At 70.1% G+C, this 18,522-nt stretch carries 16 protein-coding genes and 2 CRISPR repeat arrays; of the genes, 7 read left to right on the top strand and 9 right to left on the bottom strand.

The features are described 5' to 3' along the window. Window positions 1–38 precede the first annotated feature (38 nt). Entirely contained in the window at window positions 39–206 is a 168-nt protein-coding gene (locus tag FHX73_RS44970) for a hypothetical protein (RefSeq protein WP_170305108.1), read from the bottom strand. Between the two features lie 48 nt (window positions 207–254). Continuing rightward, a complete protein-coding gene (locus FHX73_RS28055; RefSeq protein WP_145908694.1) occupies window positions 255–1,493 on the bottom strand; it encodes an IS256 family transposase in 1,239 nt (412 codons plus the stop codon). Between the two features lie 127 nt (window positions 1,494–1,620). On the opposite strand from FHX73_RS28055, the gene FHX73_RS28050 reads away from it, so the two are divergent. Both FHX73_RS28050 and FHX73_RS28045 read left to right on the top strand, forming a co-directional pair. After that, window positions 1,621–2,064 (top strand): aspartate aminotransferase family protein, encoded by a 444-nt coding sequence (locus tag FHX73_RS28050; protein WP_170305107.1) that lies wholly within the window; start codon window positions 1,621–1,623, stop codon window positions 2,062–2,064. Next, window positions 2,061–2,495 (top strand): NUDIX hydrolase, encoded by a 435-nt coding sequence (locus tag FHX73_RS28045; protein ID WP_246213920.1) that lies wholly within the window; start codon window positions 2,061–2,063, stop codon window positions 2,493–2,495. The genes FHX73_RS28050 and FHX73_RS28045 overlap by 4 nt, the downstream gene beginning before the upstream one ends. A gap of 439 nt (window positions 2,496–2,934) precedes the next feature. On the opposite strand, the gene FHX73_RS28035 is transcribed toward FHX73_RS28045, so the two are convergent. The 3 genes from FHX73_RS28035 to FHX73_RS28025 all read right to left on the bottom strand — a co-directional run bounded on the left by FHX73_RS28035 (window position 2,935) and on the right by FHX73_RS28025 (window position 6,109). Continuing rightward, window positions 2,935–3,501 carry a hypothetical protein gene (locus FHX73_RS28035; protein ID WP_145908691.1) on the bottom strand — a complete coding sequence of 189 codons (567 nt, stop codon included), beginning with the start codon at window positions 3,499–3,501 and terminating at the stop codon, window positions 2,935–2,937. A gap of 706 nt (window positions 3,502–4,207) precedes the next feature. Beyond that, window positions 4,208–4,664: direct repeats of the CRISPR family, unit length 29 nt; unit sequence CTGCTCCCCGCACCCGCGGAGTTGATCCC. A gap of 294 nt (window positions 4,665–4,958) precedes the next feature. Then, on the bottom strand, window positions 4,959–5,408 hold the full coding sequence (locus tag FHX73_RS28030; RefSeq protein WP_145908690.1) for a GNAT family N-acetyltransferase: 450 nt from the start codon (window positions 5,406–5,408) through the stop codon (window positions 4,959–4,961). An 11-nt stretch (window positions 5,409–5,419) separates the two neighbouring features. Next, window positions 5,420–6,109: an NsdA family TPR-like regulatory protein gene (locus tag FHX73_RS28025; protein ID WP_484140837.1), complete on the bottom strand. Its 690-nt coding sequence runs from the start codon at window positions 6,107–6,109 to the stop codon at window positions 5,420–5,422. 515 nt (window positions 6,110–6,624) lie between these two features. On the opposite strand from FHX73_RS28025, the gene FHX73_RS28020 reads away from it, so the two are divergent. After that, window positions 6,625–7,080, top strand: coding sequence for a hypothetical protein (locus FHX73_RS28020; RefSeq protein ID WP_246213919.1), 456 nt, complete (start codon window positions 6,625–6,627; stop codon window positions 7,078–7,080). Window positions 7,081–7,823: 743 nt separating this feature from the next. Next, window positions 7,824–8,401: a CRISPR direct-repeat array (repeat unit 29 nt; unit sequence CTGCTCCCCGCACCCGCGGGGTTGATCCC). Between the two features lie 786 nt (window positions 8,402–9,187). On the opposite strand, the gene FHX73_RS28010 is transcribed toward FHX73_RS28020, so the two are convergent. After that, entirely contained in the window at window positions 9,188–10,330 is a 1,143-nt protein-coding gene (locus FHX73_RS28010; RefSeq protein WP_145908688.1) for a lactonase family protein, read from the bottom strand. A gap of 110 nt (window positions 10,331–10,440) precedes the next feature. Beyond that, window positions 10,441–11,052: a helix-turn-helix domain-containing protein gene (locus FHX73_RS28005; RefSeq protein ID WP_145908687.1), complete on the bottom strand. Its 612-nt coding sequence runs from the start codon at window positions 11,050–11,052 to the stop codon at window positions 10,441–10,443. A gap of 36 nt (window positions 11,053–11,088) precedes the next feature. On the opposite strand from FHX73_RS28005, the gene FHX73_RS28000 reads away from it, so the two are divergent. The 4 genes from FHX73_RS28000 to FHX73_RS27985 all read left to right on the top strand — a co-directional run bounded on the left by FHX73_RS28000 (window position 11,089) and on the right by FHX73_RS27985 (window position 14,774). Continuing rightward, complete coding sequence (locus FHX73_RS28000; RefSeq protein ID WP_145908686.1) at window positions 11,089–12,363, top strand: alpha/beta hydrolase family protein; 1,275 nt, start codon at window positions 11,089–11,091, stop codon at window positions 12,361–12,363. A gap of 107 nt (window positions 12,364–12,470) precedes the next feature. Further along, window positions 12,471–13,154, top strand: coding sequence for a hypothetical protein (locus FHX73_RS44965; protein WP_170305106.1), 684 nt, complete (start codon window positions 12,471–12,473; stop codon window positions 13,152–13,154). A gap of 154 nt (window positions 13,155–13,308) precedes the next feature. After that, the gene (locus FHX73_RS27990) at window positions 13,309–14,106 is read left to right on the top strand and encodes a DsbA family protein (protein ID WP_145908685.1); all 798 of its coding nucleotides are present in this window, start codon (window positions 13,309–13,311) and stop codon (window positions 14,104–14,106) included. 17 nt (window positions 14,107–14,123) lie between these two features. Further along, window positions 14,124–14,774 carry a vitamin K epoxide reductase family protein gene (locus tag FHX73_RS27985; RefSeq protein WP_145908684.1) on the top strand — a complete coding sequence of 217 codons (651 nt, stop codon included), beginning with the start codon at window positions 14,124–14,126 and terminating at the stop codon, window positions 14,772–14,774. Between the two features lie 83 nt (window positions 14,775–14,857). Here the strand turns inward: FHX73_RS27985 and FHX73_RS27980 are convergent, their stop codons facing one another. Together FHX73_RS27980 and FHX73_RS27975 are read right to left on the bottom strand one after the other, a co-directional pair. Then, entirely contained in the window at window positions 14,858–15,568 is a 711-nt protein-coding gene (locus FHX73_RS27980) for a hypothetical protein (protein WP_145908683.1), read from the bottom strand. Between the two features lie 304 nt (window positions 15,569–15,872). Then, window positions 15,873–18,506, bottom strand: coding sequence for a GH92 family glycosyl hydrolase (locus FHX73_RS27975; protein ID WP_145908682.1), 2,634 nt, complete (start codon window positions 18,504–18,506; stop codon window positions 15,873–15,875). Window positions 18,507–18,522 lie beyond the last annotated feature (16 nt).

Here is an 18,522-nt window from a genome sequence, read left to right as displayed (position 1 = left end):
CACTTATCCGTGTACGCCGACAGGGAGCTGACCTCAGGTCAGATAAGCCTCTGCTCGGTCTGGATGTTCGTGACATTCGAAGCAGCTTCCAGAACCGCGCGGAGCTGTTCGTTGGTCAACGCCAGTTGCTGGAGCTGGGCGATGGCGAGCGCGAGGTCTGTCGCCAGCTCACGGTTTCGCCGACGGAGCTGCGGGCGGAGGGTCACGTCCGCTGGAGTGGTGTATCGACGGCCACTCGGTGATCCAGTTTCAGATTAGGCGGTGAGTGCGGTCGCGGGGGCCTCGTCGGGGTCTTGTCCCTCGATCGGGTGGAGGCGGCATCGGCCGAGGATCTCGGAGCCGATGTAGCGCCGCTGTTCGGCCCATTCGTCGCTCTGCTCGGCCAGGACGGCGCCGACCAGGCGGATGATCGCGGTGCGGTCGGGGAAGATCCCGACCACGTCGGTGCGGCGCCGGATCTCCTTGTTCAAGCGCTCTTGCGGGTTGTTCGACCAGATGGACTTCCAGACCGTTCGCGGGAACACCGCGAACGCGAGCAGGTCCTCGCGGGCTCGCTCCAAGTGCTCTGCGGCTTTGGGGAATCGCTCGTCGAGGGCGGCGATGACGGTGGCCATCTGCCGGCGGACCGCGCCGGCGTCGGGCTGTTCGAAGACGGTCCGCAGCAGGGTTGCGACCCAGGGCTGGGCGGATTTCGGGACCTGCGAGAGCAGGTTTCGGGCGTAATGGGTCCGGCATCTCTGCCAGGACGCCCCGGGCAGGGTGGCACCGACGGCGTCCACCAGGCCGGCGTGGGCATCGCTGACGACGAGCTTGACTCCGCCCAGGCCGCGGGCAACCAGGGACCGCAGGAACGCGAGCCAGCCGGCGCCGTCCTCGCTGGTGGCGACGTCCAGGCCGAGCACCTCGCGCTGGCCCTCGTTGTTGACGCCAACCGCGACGAGGCAGTGGACGTTGACGACCCGGCCGCCCTCGCGGACCTTCTGCGTCAGGGCATCGACCCAGACGAAGGTGTAGGGGCCCTGGTCGAGCGGGCGGTTTCGGAACTCGGCGACCCGCTCGTCCAAGTGCTTTGCCATCTCCGACACTTGGGACTTCGACAGCTGGGTGACGCCCAGACTTTCGGCCAGCTTCTCCACCCGCCTGGTCGACACGCCCAGCAGGTAGCAGGTGGCGACCACGCTGATCAGTGCCTGCTCGGCGCGACGCCGGCGCTCCAGCAGCCAGCTCGGGAAGTACGAGCCCGAGCGGACGCGCGGGATCGCCAGGTCGACGGTGCCCACTCGGGTGTCCCAGTCGCGATTGCGGTATCCGTTGCGGGAGTTGACACGCTCTTCGCTCGCTCGGCCGTACTCGCCGCCGCAGGCCCGGTCGACATCGGCGGACATCATCGCCTCGGCGAAGGTCTTCACCATCGCGCGCAACAAGTCCGGACTCGCCGAAGCGAGGTTCTCCTCCAGCAGGGCGGCGAACGGCAGACTGTCAGGTGCGGTCATCGTGTTGGTCTCCTCTTCGTGACGTCAGACATCTCGAAGGATCAACCGGTGGCCGTCTTAACTTTTCAGGCGACACCCGCTACCGGGACGAAACCCCCGGATCGGGTGGAACCCGTACACCACTTCCTTGGACGCAACCCGGGCGGAGATCGCCCGTCACCTCACCGAGCGGTTCAGCCTGGTACCCGGCCTGGACGTCACGCCGGTACCCGATGGGGTGGTCCCCTCCTGGTACGGATTGACCCTCACGTACCGGCCGAACAAGCTGGGCGGCTTGCCCATCGAGCGGTTCCACCAGGCTCTGCTCGCCGAGGGAGCAGTGGAGTTCGACCGGCCCGGATCCACCCGCCCCCTCCACGAACTGCCGCTCTACCAGCACCCCGACCTGCTGTTCCCGGGGCGTCCACACCATCATCGCAAGTACCAGCCCGGCGCCTTCCCGGTTGCCGAGCACGCCTACCAGCACACGATCAAGCTCCCGGCCTGGCATCGTGAGCAGGATCTCGCGCTGGCCGAGCGGTACATTCGCGCGGCCGTCAAGGTGAGCGAGCATCACAAGGAGCTACTGTGACCGTTACCTCCGCCGAGTTCCTGACCCGCCTTGTCAGCGACGCCCAACGGGACGGCATCACCGGCCTCGTGGCCGCCGCCCTCGTCACCGATGTCGACCGGATCCTCCTGGTGCGGCGCAGGCCCGAGGACTTCATGGGCGGGATGTGGGAGATCCCGTCCGGCAAGGTGGAGGAGGGCGAGAGCATCCTGGAGGCCCTCTACCGCGAGACCGCCGAGGAGACCGGCCTGACCATCGACAGCGTGCACAGCTATGCCGGGCACTTCGACTACCCGAACAGTCGCGGTGGCACCACCAGGCAGTTCACCTTCGCTGTCACGGTCGAGAAGGCCGAACCTGTCGTCCTCACCGAGCACGACGCCCACCAGTGGGCCCTGCCCGGCGAACTACCCGAGGTGAGCGAAGCGGTCCGCGAGCTGATCACTGGTTGAGTCTCGGGGCCGCCAACCTCCCGCTCCGGAACGCGGCAGGCGTGCGGCAGTGGCGGCCGGCGGGCGGGGGCGATCGAGCCTCTCCAACGGGCGTCTCCGCGGGGCACACTGCCCCTGAGTCGACTGTCCCGACGTACTGCTCCCCGCACCCGCGGGGTTGGTCCCGACGCACTCCAGCAGATGGCCATCGCCATCCACTGCTCCCCGCACCCGCGGGGTTGATCCCCGGCCGCCAGAGTCCGCGCGAATTGTGAACTGGCAGGCGCGGGAACCGCGCCGACGGCGGCGGGCGGCGGGGTTCCCCGTTGTCGGCGGCCGTTGCTGAACCACGCCCTGGAGGACAGCAGCCCTCTTCCGTCCTCTGTCCTCCACAGCCGCGCGCTGCCCAGCACGACTTGCAACCTCCGCCGGTCGGCAGCGACGGCAGACGGCAGGTGCTTCAGCCCTCGCCCAGCAGCCAGCCGTAGAAGGTGGACGCGTCCGGCCAGTCGGAGTCGGTCGGGTGAGTAACGAGCCAGACTGCGACCATGTCCAGTTCGCCATAAGAGGTGAACTCCTCGCTCTGACCCACGACCAGGGCAGCGGTCCCGACCTGCCAGGCAGCCATCCGCCAGGGACACCCTTCGGCCGAGACGGTGGCGTCGGCAACTCCGAGCTCGTCAGTCACCATTGCGCATGCCTGATGCCAGACGTCATCGAAGTCGTCCTCCACGACTTCCCAGTCCTCCAGCTCGCACTCGTCGCCAAGCGGTCCCAGGTCCGCGTACTCGCTGGCATCGACAACACAGAAGGGCAGAAAGAAACGGGACTGGCGGCCGTGCGTCCAGTCAGGGTCCGCCGCCACGAGTTGGTGGCCGGAGTCCGTGTCGACGCCCTGCCAGGCAGACTCCTCCCATCCACGTTCCTGAAGAAACACCCCTACACCGGCTTGGTCCCATTCGGTGCCTGCCAGGGCGACCATGTGCTTGATCAGATCGGGACTCAGTGGCTTCAGACGGACGATCACGAGGCTTCCTCGAACGTGGTGGGCAGGGAGCATGATCCTTGCGCATGAGATCACGGTCTCGCTCACCGGGGCACACGTCGGGCATCGTCTGGCGGTCCGACGGGATTAGCCCCTGAGCGCACCAGCACGGACCGGCGGACTCGCCGAGCCCGAAGCGGGCCGACATCACGAACGACGGTCCGTACAGACGGAGCAGCGGCGGCACCTTCGGGCGCCACGGAGCGAGGAGCTTCGACGAAAGCCGCCTGCGGTCGCCAGCCCGGTCATCGATGCGGCAGCCATTCGCCAAAAGAGCACGCACCTCGCCCGAGGGCCGATGGCGGCCACCGCGGACCGCCCGGCGCCGGCCGCATCCGCCGACCTCGGAAGCCCACTCAGTCACACACTGGTTGACTTTTGCTTCAATCGCGGCCGCGAGTATCCGTCGGCTCCCCTCGCAGACAACCTCGCCAAGCAGGAAGCCCGACGGCGCGGAGCCGCCAGCAATAACTACGCCTCATGCCAACACAAGTGGCCCCGCGTCAACCATGGAGGGTCTAACCTTGATCCACCACCCCGCCGACCGAACCACTCTGCGAGGGCTTGAACCATCGCGTCCAGGCAGCGTGATTTGGGAGGATATGACGTGATTTCGACAGAGGTGACCAAATCAATGACAGTACCCTCCAGAGCGCCGCTCGCCTGACAAACCACCAGGTCAGCAACTCTGCTCCCCGCACCCGCGGAGTTGATCCCGTGCCCTTCGGCCGCTACAAGCGCTACGACCGCTGCTCCCCGCACCCGCGGAGTTGATCCCGAGACCGGGATCGTGATCATCGTGCTCGGGGTCTGCTCCCCGCACCCGCGGAGTTGATCCCGAGATCGGCACCCCCGAGGAGCTGTCCCGCCGCTGCTCCCCGCACCCGCGGAGTTGATCCCCGCTCGCGGGCGGCGACCTCCTCGGCGGCCGTCTACTCCCCGCACCCGCGGGGTTGATCCCGGGCCACCGTCACGGCACCGCCCGGCCGGTCCACTGCTCCCCGCACCCGCGGGGTTGGTCCCAAGGGCGCCCGCATCCCGTACCGCACGGGCAACTGCTCCCTGTATCAGCGGGGTTGATCCCGGCGCCCTGTACGCCAACCGCAAGGTGATCGCCTGCTCCCCGCACCCGCGGGGTTGATCCCGACCACCCCCAACAAGGCGCCCGACATGGCGGCGCCGCCCGGCTCCGGCAAGCAGCCCATGCCGTGTTCGGGGCGGGAAGGTCGACTCGAAGTACCACCCCATGCGCTTGGCGTTCGTGCCCAAGTCCGGGAGGAGTTGGAGGCGCAGGTGCCCTCCGACCAGAGCCGGGGCGGCCGTAGGCCGAGGGCCCGCCACTGCCCCCTGGCCCGCCGAGACCGCTGCGGTGCCGCAGGCCGCAGAGCCCGCCTGGTGACAACTACCCCGCCCAGTCACAAGTGGGCGGGGCTTCGGGGTCAGAGGACCGACCGGTAGAAGACCTTCCCCTGGTGCGGCTCCACGCCGAGCGCCTCGTACAGCTCCAGCGCGGGCGGGTTGTCCCGGTCGGCCGTCCACTCGACCCTTGCGGCGCCGACCGCACGCGCTTCGTCATGTACGGCGGACATCAGGGCTCGGGCAACGCCGCGCCGCCGCGCGTTCTGCCGGACGTACAGCTCCTTCAGATAGAGGCTGATATCCGCCCCGGCCGCCGGCCACAGTCGGCTGACAGCAGCAAGCCCGACGACCTGGTCGCCGTCACGGGCCAGCAGGACCCGCGCCGCCGGCCAGTCGCCGAACAGCGCGCGGTCGACGTCGGCGACAGGCGGCGCGACGTTCTCCCCGCCGTAGTACTCCTCCACCTCGCCGAGGATCATTGCGATCACTTCGGCGTCAGCGCTGGTTGCGTACACGATGTCGAGTCCCATCGGGCTGCCTCTCAGTCAGCGGAGGGTAGCGCCAGCAGGTCATGCAGCACCCGCACCTCCGGCAAGCGTCGGTCGGTCCTCGGCACGCTATCCGCAAGATCGCGGGCGCGGTAGAGCAGCAGGGCGGATCGGTGCTCGATCGGCACGGCCTCGATCGTCTCGACGGCCAGGCCCGCGCCGTCGGACAGACGACCGTCGTAGGTCAGGCACTCGGCTCGGTCGAGGTGGACCAGGGCGCGGTCCAGGCGCTGCTCGACCGGGTACAGCTCCAGGGCACGCTGGTGTTGCTCCCAGGCCCGGCCGGTGTCGTGGAGCAGTGTCCAGGCACTCCCGCTATGGAACGCAAGCTGGGCGGCGTCGTAGCCGAGCGCGGACTGCTGCTGGTCCTCCGGGGCCAGCCGGCCGAGGGCTTCTTCGGCGCGGAGCAGTGCATCGGCTGTCTCGTCTCGGCGGCCGGCTCGGGCATACACCCGGGCCTCCAACGGGGCGGCGAGGGCGTCAGCGACGCACGGCAGGCCACCAGCCAGTTGCTGGGCCCGTACTGCGAGTTCGAGTGCACCCGCAAAGTCGCCGCCGTAGTACAGCTGGTAGGACTCCTGAGCATAGATCCAGGCGAGGACAGGCCGGTCCTCGGCCTGAGCCGCGGCGGCCCGGCCCGTGCGCCACCAGTCCCGGGCTCCGGGGTCGCCGAGCCGGAGCAGCGTCAGGGCGCCCTGGTCACCGCATGGCGGCGGCAGTATGAGGATCCGGACGCGCCGACGTTGAGCATGAGCCCGGATGGCGAGACCGTCGCCGGCCGTGGGTTCATCATGGAGCGCACCCGATAGGTGTTCGATTCAGGGAAGGCTCGACCGGTGTCCGGCGCGCGGTAGACGCGCCGGACACCGGTTCGTTAGGCAGCGCCTTCCGATGGCGAGGCCTCAGGGGTTGATCCCGCCACACCGGAGCGGCTGGACGAGATCGAGCACTGCTCCCCGCACCTGCGGGGTTGGTCCCTGGCCGCCGAAGTCCGCGCGGATTGTGTAATGGCGGGCGCGGGAACCGCGCCGACAGTTGGCGGCGGCGGGGTCCTCCGCTATCAGCGGCCGTTGCTGAACCACGCCCTGGCGGATGGCGTCCTGCTCCCGTCCCGTGTCCTGCACGCCGTGGCAGCGAGAGCCAGCAGCGCTTGGCAGGCCATACCGGTGCGTCAGAGGCCGGCGGCATAATTCGAGCCGTGGACCTGAGAGCGGAACTGCTGCCCCCGTCGGTGAGCCAGCAGCGCCTGGACGAGCTCCGCGCTGAGATCGTACGGATCGGCAACCTGGTGCTCTCCGGATCCGCGAACGCAACTGAGGCGATCAAGGACTTCAACGCGACGACGGGCCACGACTACAGCGCCCTCGACTTCGCCGAGTACCACGGCAATCAGGACCTTGCCGAGTTCGCGTTGCAGGCTGCACGACCGGCGCGCCCCCGGATCGCGGATGTCACCGTCGACGAGCTCGTCGAAATCGTCCGGAGGGTCCTAGCCGGAGACCCGGAGGGCGACTACTACCTGCGGCTGCTCACTGCCAATGTGCCGCATCCGAGGGTCAGCGACCTGATCTTCCATCCCCCAACCGCACTTCGGGACGCCTCGGCCGAGCAGATCGTCGAAGAGGCCCTCGGATACCGGCCGATCGCCCTGTAACCGGCGCAGGGCCTCGACCGGGTAAGCCCCCCACCCGGGTGGCAGTTCCGGCGGACCGAGTTCCCGGGCTGGCCGGCCCGGGAACCTCCGCGACACCAACGTGGTACCGCCTCAGCTCAGAACCCGACGATGCCCTCGCCGCCGGCGACGTCAGGCACGGTCGCCTACCCCAGGGCGGTCGGCGAACCATTCCAGCGCACGGCGAACTCGTCGACGACGCCGTTGACGCGCGTCCGCACGTGCCGATAGTGCCCGTCGTGACGTGGCAGCGGTGTCGACGGTGCCGGGGTCAGTGGGCATGGTGTCGACGGGGTCAGAGTGTGGCCATCGTCGGTGGCGCGGATGGTGGTGAGGGTGGAGTTGCCGGCGTGAGGGACGTAGAGCAGGTCGCAGACCCGGGTGACCCGGCAGGAGGCGCTCTGGCCGGTAGCGGCAAGTGGCTGCTGACTGGCGCTGCCGTGGTGGGACTCTCCTTGGAGAAATACTCGTCAACCAGGAATCCGACTGCGTGGAGCCGCCGGAACTAACTACGCCTCAAGTCGGCACAAGTGACCCCGTGTCAACCACGACGGCATAACCTTGATCCGCCGCCCCGCCGACCGAACCACCTTGCAAGGGCTTGCACCATTGCATCCAGGCAGCGTGGCTTGGGAGGATATGACGTGGTTTCGACAGAGATGACCAAATCAATGGAAGTACTCCCCAGAGCGCCGTTCACCTGACAGACCACCAGGTCAACAACTCTGCTCCCCGCACCCGCGGGGTTGGTCCCGACCCGATGAACAGCAATCCGACGTTCACAACCTGCTCCCCGCACCCGCGGGGTTGGTCCCTGCTTGTCCCAGGCGTCCTGCTTCGGGGTGACCTGCTCCCCGCACCCGCGGGGTTGGTCCCTCGCTGACCTGGAGGCATGTGAGGCCGGAATTCTGCTCCCCGCACCCGCGGGGTTGGTCCCATCTCCGTGAGTGACGAGGCGCGGCACGTGCTCTGCTCCCCGCACCCGCGGGGTTGGTCCCTCCCGTGGTTTTCCAGGCGGTTCGGCACCCGACTGCTCCCCGCACCCGCGGGGTTGGTCCCCCGGCCGGCAACCCCCTGGCGGCAGCAGGCGGCTGCTCCCCGCACCCGCGGGGTTGGTCCGTTCCTGGTCGGGATCGTCTACCTCAGCATCCTCTGCTCCCCGCACCCGCGGGGTTGATCCCACCGCGGCGCGGCCGGGGCGGTGGGTCGTGAGCTGCTCCCCGCACCCGCGGGGTTGATCCCCCTCCTCACGCCAGCTTGCCCAAAGGCTTGCCCTGCTCCCCGCACCAGCGGGGTTGATCCCGACCAGCAGTCGGACCTGTACCGGACGCGGGTCTGCTCCCCGCACCTGTGCGGGGTTGATCCCCTCGCAGTCGCGCTCCTGGTCCTTGGTGGCGGCTGCCCCCGCCCTCGCGGGGTTGGTCCCGGGGTCTTTCCGTTGCCCTTGGGCACCTCGATCTACTCCCCGCACCCGCGGGGTTGATCCCTGGTCCCGGGTCTGGACGATCGACCTCAATTCGCTGCTCGCCGCACCCACGGGGTTGGTCCCTCCGGCGGCAGCCTCCGCGACGCCGGAAACCGACGGCATGGTTCGAGTCGTGGGCCTGAGAGCGGAACTGCTGCCCCGTCGGTGAGCCAGCAGCGCCTGGACAACCTCTGCGGTGAGACCGTACAGATCGCCGACCTGGTGTTCTCCGGATCCGAAAACGCGGATGAAGCGGTCGAGGACGTCATCGAGTACGTAGGTGGCCGTGACCTTGCCGAGTTCGCATTGCAAGCCGCCCGACGGGCTCGCCCCCCGGGATCTCGGGCGTCACCGTCGGCGAGCTCGTCGAAATCGTCCGGAGGCTCCTCGCCGGAGACCCGGAGAACGACTACTACCTGCGGCTGCTCGCTGCCAATGTGCCGCATCCGAGGGTCAGCGACCTGATCTTCCATCCCCCAACCGCACTTCGGGACGCCTCAGCCGAGCAGCTCGTCGAAGAAGCCCTCCGCTACCGGCCGATCGCCCTGTAGCCGGCGCCGAACCCAAACCCGGGCAACAGTCCCCGGCCCGCCACCCAGCCGGCCCGGGGACTCCACCCCAGCCTCAGAACGCGACGATGCCCTCGCCCCCGGCCGCGTCGGGGACCGTCACCGAGCCCAGCGCGGTCAGCGAGCCATCGCCCTGCACCGCGAACTCGTCCACGATGCCGTTCCCGCCCGTCTGCACGTACAGGTAGTGGCCGTCGTGGGTGGCGGCGGTGTCGACCGTTCCGGGGTCGGTGGGCGTGTTGCCGAGGGGGGTGAGGGTGTGGCCGTCGTCGGTGGCGCGGATGGTGGTGACGGTGGAGCTGCCGGCGTTGGAGACGTAGAGGAGGTCGCCGATCCGGGTGACCCAGCAGGTGGCGCTCTGGTTGGTGGCGGCGAGGGCCTGCTGGGTGGCGGTGCCGTCGTGGTGGACGTGGAGGGTGGCGAGGGCGTTCGGGCCGGCCTCGGTGAGGAAGAGGCCGCGCGGGCCGTTGGGGACGAAGGCGAACGGGACGGCGCCGGGCAGGTTGGTGACCGTGGGCGTGGCGGCGGGGGTGCCGTCGGGGGCGAGGTCGAAGACGTCGAGGTTGTTGCCGTTGGCCTTGGTGGTCACCACCAGCTGGCGGCCGTCGCCGGTGAAGCCGACCTGGCCGGGGGTGTTGGTGAACTGGGGCGTGGCGTTCGGGTCCAGGCCGAGGTCGCGGTGCCGGTCGGGGCGGGCGTCCAGGCGGCCGTCGTGGACGGTGAAGCCCTGGACGGAGCCGCCGTCGAGGGCGTTCAGGACGAAGACGCTGTCGCCGCGCACGGCCACGCTCACCGGGAAGCAGCCGCCGGAGTCGACGACCTGACGGCGGGTCAGGCGGTCGCCGTCCACCGCGAACACGGTGACCGTGTTGCTGCCGGCGTTCGCGGCGTACAGCAGGGCGTGCTCCGGGTCGTAGGTCAGCGAGCCCTGCGAGGCCAGGTGGTCGACCATCGAGCCGTCGAGCTTCCCGCCCTGGCCGCCGGTGTCGTACACCTCCCGCTGGGTCAGCTGCCCGTCCTCGCCGCGGTGGTAGGCGACGACCTGGTTGCCGGCGGGGTTGTCGGTCTGGACGAACACGGCGTCGTGCCCGCCCTCCCGTGGGGCCTCTGCGGCGACGGACGGGGAGCTCGCGAGGGTCGCGGTGACGGCGGTGACGGCGACGACGACGGACACGGCGAGACGGACGGCACGGGGCATGGGGTACCTACTCCTGGGGTCGCGGGTGTGCGAGAACGCTAGGCGACGCGGCGCCAGAGCCACGGGAGGCGGCACCGGCGCGGGGCCGTTCGGCGGTACCCCGTCACCACCTACGGCTGCCCGCCGTCCTGCCCACTGTCCTGCCCGTCACCCTGCCCGCCGTCCTGCCCGCCGTCCTGCCCGTCGCCCTGCTCGCGGGCCTCCAGCGGGAAGTGGATCGGGCTCAGCAGGTACTGCGCCCGCTCGGGGCTCGGCCGGTGGGCCAGCCTCGGCACGATGGCGGCGCGCAGCTCGCCGATCAGCTCGTCCAGTTCCGCAGGGCTGAGCCAGAGGGCGTGCTGGCGGTAGCCGACCCGGTCGGCGAGCGGGTCGGCGCCGTCACGGTCGAGGTAGGCGTTGAACTCGGCGAGCAGGGCGGTCATCGCGGTCGCGAAGGCCTGCCGGTGGTCGTCGGCGGTGAGTGAGCGGAGCGCCTCGGGGCCGATCGCGGCCCGGTCCTGGCGCAGCCGGAAGTGGCGTTCCACCGCGCCGCGGACCTTCCGTTCCTCGGCCACCTCCAGGATCCCGCCGGCGAGCAGCAGGTCGATGTGCCGGTAGACGGTGGCCTTGGATGCCTCCGGGATCCGGGCGCAGAGCTGAGCGGTGGTCAGCAGTCGGCCGCCGCCCATCGCGTGGACGATCCGCAGCCGGATGGGGTGGGCGAGGAGTTCCAGGGTGTCCATGGCCGAATGTTCTCACAGCTGCTACCGTTCTCAGATATGAGAATCGATGGGGGTAAGGCACTGGAGGTCGCGCGGCGGTTCGCCGCGCTGCTCGGGGCGGAGGACTTCACCGGAGCCGTCGAGCTGTTCGCGCCGCCGCTGCGCGCCGCGATCTCCTCGGACTCGCTGCGGCTCGCCTGGGGCGCCGAGGCCGCGGGCCGGGGCGGGACCCGCACGATCGGGGAACCGGAAGCGGGCGGGCCGGCAACGGACGACCTGCTCCGCTTCCGCATCCCGGTCGCCTGCGCGGACGGCGGCTTCGCCGTCGTCACCTCGGTCGGCGCCGACGGCCTGCTGCACGGCCTGCGCCTCGCCGCGGCGCAGGAGAGCGCGTGGCAGGCGCCGCCGTACGCCGACCCGACCCGGTTCACCGAGCGCGAGGTCGTGCTCGGGACGGGCCCGCTCGCCGTACCCGGCACGCTGACCCTGCCCGTCGGCGCCGGACCGTGGCCGGCGACGGTGCTGCTGGCCGGCGGCGGCGCGTTCGACCGGGACGAGACGAGCGGCGCCAACAAGCCGCTCAAGGACCTCGCCTGGGGCCTCGCGACCCGCCAAGTCGCCGTGCTGCGCTTCGACAAGCCGAGCTTCGCGCACCCGGGCCGGCTGCCGGCCGGCTTCACCATGACCGACGAGTACCTGCCGCCCGCCCTCGCCGCCGTCGAACTGCTTCGCCGGCTGCCCGAGGTCGCGGCCGACCGGGTCCACCTGCTCGGCCACAGCATGGGCGGCAAGGTCGCGCCCCGGATCGCCGCGGCCGACCCGTCGATCGCGGGCCTGGTGCTGCTGGCCGCCGACGCCCAGCCGATGCACGAGGCGGCCGTCCGGGTGGCCCGCCACCTCGCGGCGCTCGCCCCGGGGGCGAGTGCGGACGCGGCGGTGGCGGCGCTGACCCGGCAGGCCGAGCTGGTCGCGAGTCCCGAGCTCACCCCCGCCACCCCGTCCGAGCTGCTGCCGTTCGGCTGGTCCGCCGCCTGCTGGCTCGACCTGCGCGACTACGACCCGGTGGCGACGGCGGCCGGGCTGACCTGCCCGATGCTGATCCTCCAGGGCGGGCGCGACTACCAGGTGACCGTCGCCGACGACCTGACGCGCTGGCAGGCCGCACTGGCCGACCGGCCCGGGGTGGCGATCCGGGTCCACCCCGACGCCAACCACCTGTTCTTCCCCGGCAGCGGCCCGGCCTCGCCGGCCGAGTACGCGCGGCCCGGGCACGTGGACCCGGCGGTGCTGGACGGGATCGCCAGCTGGCTGGCCGAGCGGGCCCGACCCTGAGGCCAACACCCGGGCGGCCGCCGTGAACCGTACTCTCATCCGCTGACCCCGGACTCTCATGAAGGACCCATTGCCCGGACGGGCCGCGGACGCGACACTCGATCCCGATGGAACTCGGGGCGACGATCCGGATGCTGCGCGCAGGTGTCTTCACCGCGCTGCTGCTGGTGCTGTCCGCGGGCGGGCACGTCCTGCTCACGGGCGCACCGCTGCCGCCCACCGTGATGGCCGCCGCCGGACTGGCCACCTTCGCGGTGACGCTGCGGCTGGCGGCCGTGGAGCGCGGGTTCGCCCGGATCGCGATCGTGCTGGGCACCCTGGAGCTGGCCCTCAACACGCTCTACAACGTCGGCCAGGACACCTGTGCGGGCCCGGTCAGGAGCGGCGGGCTGCTTCCCGACCTGCTGTGCGGCGGCGCGCCCGCGCCAACCGTCGGCGGCGGGGCACTCCACCAGGTGATCGCCGCGCCGTTCCAGCAGATCCTCACCACCCAGCTGCATCTGACGACCAGTCAGCTCGCCCTGGTGCTGCTGGCCCACCTCGCGGCGGCGCTGCTCGGCGCGCTGTGGCTGCGGCGCGGCGAGCACGCGGCCTTCCAACTCCTCGCCGCCCTGGCCCTGACCGCGATGCGCCCGGTGCGGCTCCTGCTGACCTGGCTGCTGGCGCCCGCCGCACCCGCGCCCGGCCCGCGCCTGCCCCACCGCCCGACGCCGGACCGCCGCCGGCCGCAGGACGTGCTGCTGCGCGCCGTGGCCCGGCGCGGTCCGCCCCTGGTCGTCGCGGCCCGCTGAGGGCCGACCAGGCACGCCGGCGCGACGGCACCGAGACCCGAGGAACCCGACTCGGCCCGCCCCCGCGCTCCCCGACCCACGACGACCATCCGCGCCCGCCTGCCCGGCTGTCCACCCGCCGGCCCTGCGGGGCGCGTCAGGGAGACACGCCATCATGAGCCAGCGCAACAACCAGGACGCCAAGCAGAGTGCCAAGCAGAACGCCCGCGAGCGGATGCGCGCCGAGCGCGAGCGCCAACAGCGCGCCGCGACCGTCCGCCGCAAGATCACCATCGGCGCGATATCCCTCGCCGTCGTGGTGGTCGCGGCCGGGGTCAGCGTCGCCCTGGCCGGCAACGGCGGCTCCAGCGGACCGCTCGTCCTGCCCGCCAACAGCAGCGGCACCGACGGCACCGTGATCGTCTACGGCAACCCCGCCAGCAAGAACGTGCTCGACGTCTACGAGGACCTGCGCTGCCCGATCTGCGACGAGCTGGAGAAGACCGACGGGACGACGATCCAGCAACTCGCCGACAACGGAACGTACGTGATCCACTACCACATGGCCACCTTCCTGGACTCCCGGCTCGGCGGCAGCGGCTCGCACAACGCCCTGGCGGCGGCGGGCGCCGCGCTCAACGAGAGCCCGGCCATGTTCAAGAAGTTCCACGACGTGCTCTACGCCAACCAGCCCGCCGAGGAGAACGACGGCTTCGCCAGCACCAGCCACCTGCTCGCCCTCGCCGCCCAGGTCCCGGGGCTGGTCACCCCGGACTTCACCAAGGCCGTGAAGGACGGCACCTACAAGCCCTGGGTGGACAAGGTGACCGACGCCTTCAACAACAGCGGTGTCAGCGGCACGCCGACCCTCAAGCTCAACGGCAAGCAGCTGACCGTCTTCGACGGCCAGGGGACGCCGATCAGCTCCACGCAGTACACCCAGCTGATCCAGCAGACCGTCTCCGCCAACTGAGCCCGGGGAGAGCCGAGATGACCACCGCCACCACAGCCGCCGCCGAGGCGCCGCCCCGCACCGGCAAGCTGACGGACACCGTCACCGCCGCCCGCTCCTACGCCCTGCTGCTGCTCATCGCCGGCGCCGTCGGCCTGGCGGCCTCGATCACCCTGACCCTGGAGAAGATCCGCCTGCTGGAGGACCCCTCCTACGTCCCGAGCTGCAACATCAACCCGATCATCAGCTGCGGCTCCGTCATGCGCACCAGCCAGGCCTCGGCCTTCGGCTTCCCCAACTCCCTCATCGGCGTTGCCGGTTTCGCCGTCGTGGTCACGGTCGGCGTGGTGGCCCTGACCGGCGCCCGGCTCCCCCGCTGGTTCTGGCTCGGCCTCCAGGCGGGCACCCTGTTCGGCGTCTGCTTCATCACCTGGCTGATGGACCAGACGCTCTACCACATCGGCGCCGTCTGCCCGTACTGCATCGTGGTCTGGACCGCCACCATCCCGCTCTTCTGGTACACCCTGCTGCACAACCTCCGCCACCAGGTCATTCCCACCCCCGCCCCTTGGCGCCCGGCCATCGACGGCGCGGCCGGCTACCACTGGGTGGTGCCGGCGCTCTGGTACCTGACGATCGTGATGCTGATCCTCAACCGCTTCTGGTACTACTGGCACACCCTCCTCTGAGGCCCGCCGCTCCTGTGCCCGGGAGTCGGCCGACTCCCGGGCACAGCGCTGCAGCGGCCGACGGGGCTCTCAACCCCAGGGCCTTACGAGGTGCTGCCGACGTAACTCGGGTTGGAGAGGTGGAGCGTGAGGGTGTTGTTGGTGCCCGGGACGAGGGCGTTGATGGGCAGGGATCCGATACCGAAGACGTCGGGGAGTTGGAGGGGCGCGCAGTTCTGGAAGTCGCCGATGGTGTAGGCCCCGGTGACGTCGCCGCCGGCCTGAACCGTGAAGTTGCCGCCCGCGGGTGTGGCGGCGGTGATGTTCACGGGATTGATGGTCTGGCAGTGGTCGCCGACGAACAGCGGGATCCAGGCGCCGAATACGCTGACCTGGACGTTGCTCAGCCTGATGGTGTATGAGACGTTCGAGGAGAGGGTGTTCTGGCCGGCACCGGTGTTCGTCAGCTGGCCGGTGACCGGGCCGACCTGGGTGAAGCTGGTGGTGGCCCGGATCGGGATGAATCCGAGCGCGTTGAACTGCACCTGTTGATCCGGAAGCGGCAGAGTGCCGTCGACGACCTGGGAATTGGCGAGATCGAGGGTTTCCGTCAGAGTGGTCGGACCGAGCGGGACGTCGGCGTTGATGCTGCCGATGTGCGTGGTGCCGACGGCGTCGAACGCATCCGTCAGCGTGGGGTCCGCAGCCTGCGCTGTGCCCGCCAGTCCGAGGTCGGCCAGCAGGGCGACGGCGAGCGCGAGTGGCACCGCGAACAAGCGGGCGCGGCGCCCGCGTTGGCGCCTGGACTTCATCATGGAACGTGCCTCCGATACGGAGCGTTGTGTCTCGTGCCCAGGAGCGCACGGTGTCGTCGCTGGGCAGGGGCACGGCGCGCCCCGAACGGGATCATCGATGACGAGAAGTCAGAAGTCGGACCCCGGCCGCGATGATCACTCAAACGGATGGTCTTTTCATACACCCAGAGACTCGGACGTTTCGCGGCACGGGATCGGATCTCCTCAGCAAGGTGGCGGGTTCGGTGCTCCCCGAACCCGCCACGTCACACGAGTCGTCAGACCCGCTCAGCCCTCTCGCTCAGTCACTGATCCAACGCCCCGGTCACGGGACGGTCCACTTCTGCGAGCTCGTCCCGTTGCAGGTGAAGATCTGCAGCTGCTGACCGTTGGTGGTGTTCCCGTTCGGCAGGTCGAGGCAGAGGTTGGACGGCGTGTTCACCAGAGTGCCGTCGGCCTTCGGCCACCACTGTTGCGCGCCGGTGCCGTTGCAGGTGAACAGCTGGACCTGCGTACCGCTGGCGCTGCCGCTCCCGAACACGTCCAGGCAGTGACCGAGGACCTGGACGGTGCCGTCCGGGGCGAGGGTCCACTGCTGGGCGGCCGTGCCGTTGCAGTCCCAGATCTGGATCTTGTTCCCGTCCGCCACCGAACTCGCGGAGTCGTCCAGGCACTTGCTGCCGGGTCCGGTGATCGTGCCGGTGGCCGGGGTGCTCGGGCCGACGTCGAAGGACGGCGGCGCGTCCGTGGTCGCCGAGCCCCACTGGGGGTTGGCCGTGCTGCTCAGGGTGTACTGCAGGGTCCCACCGTTGGCGACGAAGTCCTCGCCGAGCCACGGGTGGGTGCTCGCCGCGCCGTTGACGGTCAGCCCCGAGACGTAGGGGGTGTTGTCGGCGGCGCCCGGTGCGCTGATGTTGATGACCACGCCGTTCTCGCGGGTGATCGAGATGCTCGGGAACAGCGGGCTGGCCAGCGCCAGTTCGGCCCGTCCGGGGGTCTCCGGATACATGCCGAGCGCGGACCAGACCGCCCACGAGGACATCTCGCCGAGGTCGTCGTTGCCGGGCTCGCCGGTCGGCGCGTCCGAGTAGAGCTGGGTGAGCGCCTGGCGCACCACGGCCTGGGTGCGGTCGGGGCGGCCCGCGTAGTCGTAGACCCACGGAGTGCCGAGGGAGGGCTCGTTGCCGAGGTAGGCGTAGGAGGAGTTCGTCCCGGCGTTGAGCTGACCGAAGAACGAGTCCAGCTGGCCGACCGCCTTTCCGTTCCCGCCCATCGCGGTGATCAGGCCGTGCAGGTTCTGCGGCACCGCCCAGACGTTCTGCGCGCCGTCACTCTCGGCGAAGCCGTCCCCCGCCGTGGGCGTGAAGCTGGGCCAGCTGTGGTCGGCGGCGCGCGGCTGCAGGTAGCCGCTCTGGAAGTTGAACAGGTTGCGCCAGTTGGTCGAGCGGTGCAGCTCGGTGTCGTGCATGTCCGTGTCGCCGAGCCGGCCCGCGAGTTGGGCGGTCGCGAAGTCGGACGTGGCGTACTCCAGGGTCGCCGAAGCCGACCACCCCGCGTCGGTCGACACGTAGCCCTGGCCGAGGTACTCGCCCTGGAACGGACGCTCGTTCTCGTTGACCGTGCCTCCCCAGGCCTTCCAGAGCAGGCCCCAGACGTCGAACTGGGTGGCGCCGAAGGCGTACAGGGAACTGCCGATGATCGGCATCGGATCGCCGTCCATCACGCCGTCCGCGCTGTTGGCCACCGTCCAACGGTCGAAGTACCCGGCCTGGTTGCCCTGGTTGACGATCGACTGGCCGATGTCGGAGGCCTCCTGCGGGCAGAGCAGGGCCAGCAGTTGCACCTGCGAGCGGTAGACGTCCCAGCCGGAGAAGTTCGCGTACTGGGCATGACCCGTCGCGGCCGTGTGGATCTGGCCGTCGAAGCCGGGGTACCTGCCGTCGGTGTCGCTGAACACGTTCGGGGCCAGCAGCGAGTGGTAGAGCGCGGTGTAGAAGGTCCTGGTGTCCGGCAGTGAGCCGCCGCCCACCGCGATCCGGCTCAGGTCCGTGTTCCACGCGGCCCGCGTCCCCGCCTTGACCGTGTCGAGCGAGTTCCCGCCCACCTCGGCGTTCATGTTGGCGTAGGCGTTGTCGGCGCTGACGAAGGAGAGGCCGACCCGGACGGTGACGGTGGGGTTGGTCGAGGTGTCGAAGGACACCAGCGCCTGCTGGTTGTTGTTGAGCAGGGAGGAGCTGCTGAAGTTGCGGTCGAAGATGGCGGAGAAGTACACGGTGTACTTCTCCGACCCGGTGCCGCAGAACCCACCGCTGCTGCTGGAGCCGCTGATCCGGTTGCTGCCGAGGGTGAGGCTGCCGCTGTTCCCGCTGTAGCCGGCGTTGAGGGCCGTTCCCGCGTCCACGGTGAGCGACGCGGTCTGCCCGGCCGGGTAGCTGAACTGGGCGATCCCCGCGCGCTGGGTGGCGGCCAGGTTGGTGGTGATGCCGTTGTCGAACGTCACCGAGTACGTTCCGGGCGAGGCGGCCTCGTTGGTGTGCGAGAAGCCGGCGGGGCCACCGGGCGTGCTGCCCAGCATCGGCATGAAGGGGAAGTTGCCGAAGATGTCGCAGCCGGCGCCGGACAGGTGGTTCAGGCTGAAGCCGCGGATCTGGTTGCTGGTGTAGTCGTAGCTGGCGCCTCCCCCGCCCCCGACGGTGTCCGGGCTCCACTGGACCATGCCGAGCGGTGCGGAGGCGCCGGGAAAGGTGTGCCCACCGTCGAGTGACGATCCGAAATTGGTGGACTTCTGGGTGCCCACGAATGGATTGACGTACTGGGCCGGGTCGGTGACGGTGGTTGGGGCGATCGCTGCGGCGGCCGCGGTCGGCGGGGCCGCAACCGTGCCGCCGACCATCAGGAGCAGTCCGGCTGCCAGTGCGGCAGGACGGAGCAGTCTCAGTATTCGATGACGTGTTCTCATATCCCGTTCCTTGGTG

This window comes from Kitasatospora viridis (assembly GCF_007829815.1).
GTDB classification, from domain to species: domain Bacteria; phylum Actinomycetota; class Actinomycetes; order Streptomycetales; family Streptomycetaceae; genus Kitasatospora; species Kitasatospora viridis.
The sequence above is the reverse complement of the archived record's forward strand: the minus strand, read 5'-3'. Positions and strand labels throughout refer to the sequence as shown.

Excerpts from the sequence above, each read along its gene's own strand:
- FHX73_RS28055 (WP_145908694.1), bottom strand. The coding sequence starts at position 1,493 with ATGACCGCACCTGACAGTCTGCCGTTCGCCGCCCTGCTGGAGGAGAAC.
- FHX73_RS28030 (WP_145908690.1), bottom strand. The coding sequence starts at position 5,408 with ATGGGACTCGACATCGTGTACGCAACCAGCGCTGACGCCGAAGTGATC.
- FHX73_RS28010 (WP_145908688.1), bottom strand. The coding sequence starts at position 10,330 with ATGCCCCGTGCCGTCCGTCTCGCCGTGTCCGTCGTCGTCGCCGTCACC.
- FHX73_RS28005 (WP_145908687.1), bottom strand. The coding sequence starts at position 11,052 with ATGGACACCCTGGAACTCCTCGCCCACCCCATCCGGCTGCGGATCGTC.
- FHX73_RS28000 (WP_145908686.1), top strand. The coding sequence starts at position 11,089 with ATGAGAATCGATGGGGGTAAGGCACTGGAGGTCGCGCGGCGGTTCGCC.
- FHX73_RS44965 (WP_170305106.1), top strand. The coding sequence starts at position 12,471 with ATGGAACTCGGGGCGACGATCCGGATGCTGCGCGCAGGTGTCTTCACC.
- FHX73_RS27990 (WP_145908685.1), top strand. The coding sequence starts at position 13,309 with ATGAGCCAGCGCAACAACCAGGACGCCAAGCAGAGTGCCAAGCAGAAC.
- FHX73_RS27985 (WP_145908684.1), top strand. The coding sequence starts at position 14,124 with ATGACCACCGCCACCACAGCCGCCGCCGAGGCGCCGCCCCGCACCGGC.
- FHX73_RS27980 (WP_145908683.1), bottom strand. The coding sequence starts at position 15,568 with ATGATGAAGTCCAGGCGCCAACGCGGGCGCCGCGCCCGCTTGTTCGCG.
- FHX73_RS27975 (WP_145908682.1), bottom strand. The coding sequence starts at position 18,506 with ATGAGAACACGTCATCGAATACTGAGACTGCTCCGTCCTGCCGCACTG.